Raw genomic sequence first — 4,361 nt, 5'->3', positions numbered from 1 at the left:
TTAGATTGTCCCTCTAAGACACGGAATCGGTGGTTAAACCACATCAACCAAGCAAGAATTTATTTCGCTTGTTTTTTTCAGGAGACAAATCAGGGAGATTAGTGAGAACATAAGGGAAGTGGTGCTGATAGGCAGATTCGAACTGCCGACCTCACCCTTACCAAGGGTGTGCTCTACCAACTGAGCCATATCAGCACATCTTGGAGCGGGCAGCGGGAATCGAACCCGCATCATCAGCTTGGAAGGCTGAGGTAATAGCCATTATACGATGCCCGCAATGAACTCGGCTACCTGAGTTATCAGCTGTTAAACTGTTCCTCAAAATTTTCTCTTAAGAAAATTTCTTGGAGATGGTGGTGGGAGAAGGATTCGAACCTTCGAAGTCTGTGACGGCAGATTTACAGTCTGCTCCCTTTGGCCGCTTGGGTATCCCACCTATCCAAATTGTTAATGGTGCCGGCACCAAGAGTCGAACTCGGGACCTACTGATTACAAGTCAGTTGCTCTACCAACTGAGCTATGCCGGCATCAAGTGCTGCGCATTCTAGGTAGAGTCGGCGCAGGTTGCAACAAAAAAATTAATTTTTTTGTTTGTTCGCTCACATTTTGTTCGCTTTTGGGCTTTTTGTTGATTTTTTAACTATTTTAAGCTTAAAACATCAACAGCAGCTGTTAACTATAGTCCATTATCATTTGGTCAGTAAAGGGAGAAAGAGGCTTAAAATTTTTAAAATTATTATTTTTTATTCGATATCACAATTTTAGCCTCTCATTTTTAGGTGTTTTTTTCATCACTCAGTATCATTTTTTCTGCCTACATCAAAAAAAACTCATAAAAAATAGAAAAAAACCTACGCCTCCCCACTTTCACTCGCTATGATGCTAGCAAATTTTATGGATACGGGTGTTTAGGCAACCTGTCCAACCTGCATAAAATAGGCAGATGTTGGTTTATGAAAAAGAAAGAAAATTTTATTACTACGCCATACTTAGAGTTTGATAGAGAACACTGGGCAACGTTACGTGATTCAGTTCCACTTACATTAACATCGAGTGAACTTCTAGAGTTAAAAGGGATTAACGAAGAACTCTCTATGGAAGATGTTATAGAGATTTATCTACCTTTATCGCGTTTATTGAATTTTTATATCAGCTCAAACTTGCGTCGTCAGGCTGTCCTAGAGCAATTCCTTGGAACTAATGGCGCAAAAGTGCCTTATATTATTGGTATAGCAGGTAGTGTAGCTGTTGGTAAGAGTACAACTGCACGTTTACTACAAGCACTACTCACTCGTTGGCCAGAACACCGTAAAGTTGACTTGATTACAACTGATGGTTTCTTACATCCTAATCAAGTATTAAAAGATAGGAATATCATGAAGAAAAAAGGGTTTCCGCAATCTTATGATATGCGAAAACTCGTTAACTTCGTGTCGCAAATAAAGTCAGGTGCACGTAACGTTAAGGCTCCTGTTTATTCACATTTAACGTATGATATCGTTCCTGACCAAGAACAAATCATTGATCAACCTGATATTTTAATACTTGAAGGGCTGAATGTCTTACAAAGTGATATGGATTACCCGCAAGATCCTCATCATGTCTTTGTATCTGATTTTGTTGATTTTTCCATTTATGTCGATGCTGCACCTGAATTATTAAAACAATGGTATATCGGTCGGTTTCTTAAATTTAGGCAAGGTGCATTCTCAGATCCTGATTCTTATTTCCATAGCTACTCTAAATTAAGTGAAGATGAAGCTATTAATATTGCAGGGTCTATTTGGGATGAAATTAATGGATTAAATCTTGAAGAAAATATATTACCAACGAAGGAAAGAGCCAGTTTAATTATGACTAAAGGTGAGAACCATACTATTCAGAGTGTTAGATTAAGAAAATAATTATTTATATTGGCCGGCTTATCTCCGGCCAATAATATATCACTCGTTTAGCCTTAAGGATATTTCCCCTCCAATATAGGGAATTATTTCTCCATTATCCTTTTGTAGTAATAATGCACCTTGATCATTAACGCCACGCTCAATACCTGATATTACATCATTACCTATCAATAACTTAACATGCCTGTTCAGAAAATTATCTAGTTTAAACCATCGATCTAAAAATGGTTTTAGTCCTTCGTGTTCAAATATAACTAAAGATTCTCTTAATGACTTAATAATATTAGCAGATAATTCATTACGCTCTATATTTTCAACCTCATCTCTTAGTGATGACCATTCTTGTGTTATTGATTTTGAACTTTCAATATTGTTATTATTCATTCCAATGTTAATACCAACACCAATAATAATATGAGCTGCATCTCCTGTTTTACCAGTTAATTCAACAAGAATTCCTGCAAGTTTTTTATCATTCATATACAGGTCATTAGGCCACTTTACTTTCACTTTTTCTTGACTAATTCTATTTAAAACTTCAGCAATTACGATGCCCACAACCAGACTTAGTCCCACTGCTGCTGCTGGGCCTTGTTCTAATCTCCAATACATTGAAAGATATAGATTACAACCAAATGGAGATATCCACTGACGCCCTCTTCTACCACGTCCAGCACTTTGATATTCGGCTAAGCAAGTATCTCCTGATTTAAGCTCAGCAATACGCTCTAACATATATTGGTTTGTTGAATCGATCACTGGCTCAACAATAATATTCACATCATCAATTTGCTTTTTAATGGCTTCTTCACTTAATAAATTGATTTGATATGGAAGCTTATAGCCTTTGCCAGCTATTGTTTCTATATTTAATCCCCAAGAGCGCAATGTTTTGATATGTTTATTAATTGCAGATCTTGTCATTCCTAATTGTTCACCGAGTTGCTCCCCCGAATGGACCTGAGCATCAGCTAAGATATCAATTAGCTGTAAAGGAATATTAGTTTCTTTCATCGAATATAATCCATTGCATTAACTTCTCCCACTCGACCGATAAACCTTACTTCTGGCTCTAAAATAATATCAAAGCGCTTTGCTACCGTTTGGCTCACATATTTCGCCAAGTTAGCAATATCTTGCCCTGTTGCGTGCTGTTTATTAATTAATACCAACGCCTGTTGGGTGTGAACAGCTGCGCCACCTATTTGATGACCTTTTAAACCGCACTGGTCAATTAACCAACCTGCGGCTAATTTAACACTACCATCTGCTTGTTCATATTGAGGGCAATTAGGATAAGCTATTTTTATGGCCTGTGCCTTTTCTGCTGAAATAACAGGATTTTTAAAGAAACTACCCGCATTGCCCGTTACTGTTGGGTCAGGTAATTTGCTTCTACGTGTTTGGCATACCGAATTAAATACTTGCTCTGGTGTTACTGTATTGGGATCAAGTTGAGCAAGATCTCCATACATAAGCTTAGGAACCCATTCTTTAGCTAATTTTAACCCAACACTGATGATGACATAGCCATATTGATACTCATGCTTAAAAATACTATCACGATAGCCAAATTGGCACTCTGAAGCTGTTAGTCGTATTACTCTGCCTGTTTCAAGGGAAAGCACATCAACATACTCACATATATCTTTCAGCTCTATACCATAAGCACCTATATTTTGAATGGGTGCAGAACCCACACAACCCGGGATTAATGCTAAATTTTCTGCACCACAAATACCTTTACTCAATAATGTTTCAAGTAATTGATGCCAATTTTCACCTGCTTGAGTATGAACATACCAATAACTGTTATCTTCTGTTATTTCTATTCCCTTAAGCTGATTAATAATTACAACACCTTCAAAGTCTGCAACAAATAGAACATTACTTCCCCCCCCTAATAATAATACTGGGAGTTGCTGATTTTTAGCCTCGACCCATTGTTGGAGTAAAGATTCTTGGTTATCCACAAAAACAATTGATAATGCTTTTGCTTGAATGCCAAAGCTATTAAATGATTTAAGTTCAGACGTTAGGTTCATTACAGCCTTCAGTACAAATAAAACTAGGATAGGATAAGTCTATCAGGCTGGATTAAGAGTGAATAGCAAGATTAGGAAAATAAGATAATTAGTGAGAATTGCGCTATTAATAGAATGCAAAAAGCCACCCAATGGGTGGCTTCTTTATATTTAAAACCTAGCAGTTCCCTACTCTCACATGGGGAGACCCCACACTACCATCGGCGCTACGGCGTTTCACTACTGAGTTCGGCATGGGGTCAGGTGGGACCACCGCGCTATTGCCGCTAGGTAAATTCTTTTTAAATGCCGATTATATGGTGCTGATACCCAGATTCGAACTGGGGACCTCACCCTTACCAAGGGTGTGCTCTACCAACTGAGCCATATCAGCAATATGGTGCGGTCAGTCAGTACTGACACAACCTTAAAA

At 38.0% G+C, this 4,361-nt stretch carries 3 protein-coding genes, 5 tRNA genes and 1 rRNA gene; 1 reads left to right on the top strand and 8 read right to left on the bottom strand.

Annotated features, from left to right (window positions below):
* Positions 1 to 119: 119 nt before the first annotated feature.
* From PR725_RS21785 to PR725_RS21770, 4 genes are all read right to left on the bottom strand, one after another.
* Positions 120 to 195 (bottom strand) — tRNA-Thr (locus PR725_RS21785).
* Between the two features lie 6 nt (positions 196 to 201).
* Positions 202 to 276 (bottom strand) — tRNA-Gly (locus PR725_RS21780).
* A gap of 75 nt (positions 277 to 351) precedes the next feature.
* A tRNA-Tyr gene (locus tag PR725_RS21775) sits at positions 352 to 436 on the bottom strand.
* A 15-nt stretch (positions 437 to 451) separates the two neighbouring features.
* A tRNA-Thr gene (locus PR725_RS21770) sits at positions 452 to 527 on the bottom strand.
* A 426-nt stretch (positions 528 to 953) separates the two neighbouring features.
* On the opposite strand from PR725_RS21770, the gene coaA reads away from it, so the two are divergent.
* Entirely contained in the window at positions 954 to 1,904 is a 951-nt protein-coding gene (coaA, locus tag PR725_RS21765; protein WP_109913348.1) for a type I pantothenate kinase, read from the top strand.
* Positions 1,905 to 1,943: 39 nt separating this feature from the next.
* Here the strand turns inward: coaA and birA are convergent, their stop codons facing one another.
* The 4 genes from birA to PR725_RS21745 form a co-directional block, all read right to left on the bottom strand.
* Complete coding sequence (gene birA, locus PR725_RS21760) at positions 1,944 to 2,918, bottom strand: bifunctional biotin--[acetyl-CoA-carboxylase] ligase/biotin operon repressor BirA (protein ID WP_196719274.1); 975 nt, start codon at positions 2,916 to 2,918, stop codon at positions 1,944 to 1,946.
* Complete coding sequence (gene murB, locus PR725_RS21755; RefSeq protein WP_109913346.1) at positions 2,915 to 3,949, bottom strand: UDP-N-acetylmuramate dehydrogenase; 1,035 nt, start codon at positions 3,947 to 3,949, stop codon at positions 2,915 to 2,917. Before murB ends, birA begins: the two co-directional genes overlap by 4 nt.
* A 155-nt stretch (positions 3,950 to 4,104) precedes the next feature.
* Positions 4,105 to 4,220, bottom strand: a 5S ribosomal RNA gene (gene rrf / locus PR725_RS21750).
* Positions 4,221 to 4,246: 26 nt separating this feature from the next.
* Positions 4,247 to 4,322 (bottom strand) — tRNA-Thr (locus PR725_RS21745).
* Positions 4,323 to 4,361 lie beyond the last annotated feature (39 nt).

This window comes from Providencia sp. PROV255, assembly GCF_028478065.1.
Classification (GTDB): Bacteria; Pseudomonadota; Gammaproteobacteria; order Enterobacterales; family Enterobacteriaceae; genus Providencia; species Providencia rettgeri.
The sequence above is the reverse complement of the archived record's forward strand: the minus strand, read 5'-3'. Positions and strand labels throughout refer to the sequence as shown.

Excerpts from the sequence above, each read along its gene's own strand:
- coaA (WP_109913348.1), top strand. The coding sequence starts at position 954 with ATGAAAAAGAAAGAAAATTTTATTACTACGCCATACTTAGAGTTTGAT.
- murB (WP_109913346.1), bottom strand. The coding sequence starts at position 3,949 with ATGAACCTAACGTCTGAACTTAAATCATTTAATAGCTTTGGCATTCAA.
- birA (WP_196719274.1), bottom strand. The coding sequence starts at position 2,918 with ATGAAAGAAACTAATATTCCTTTACAGCTAATTGATATCTTAGCTGAT.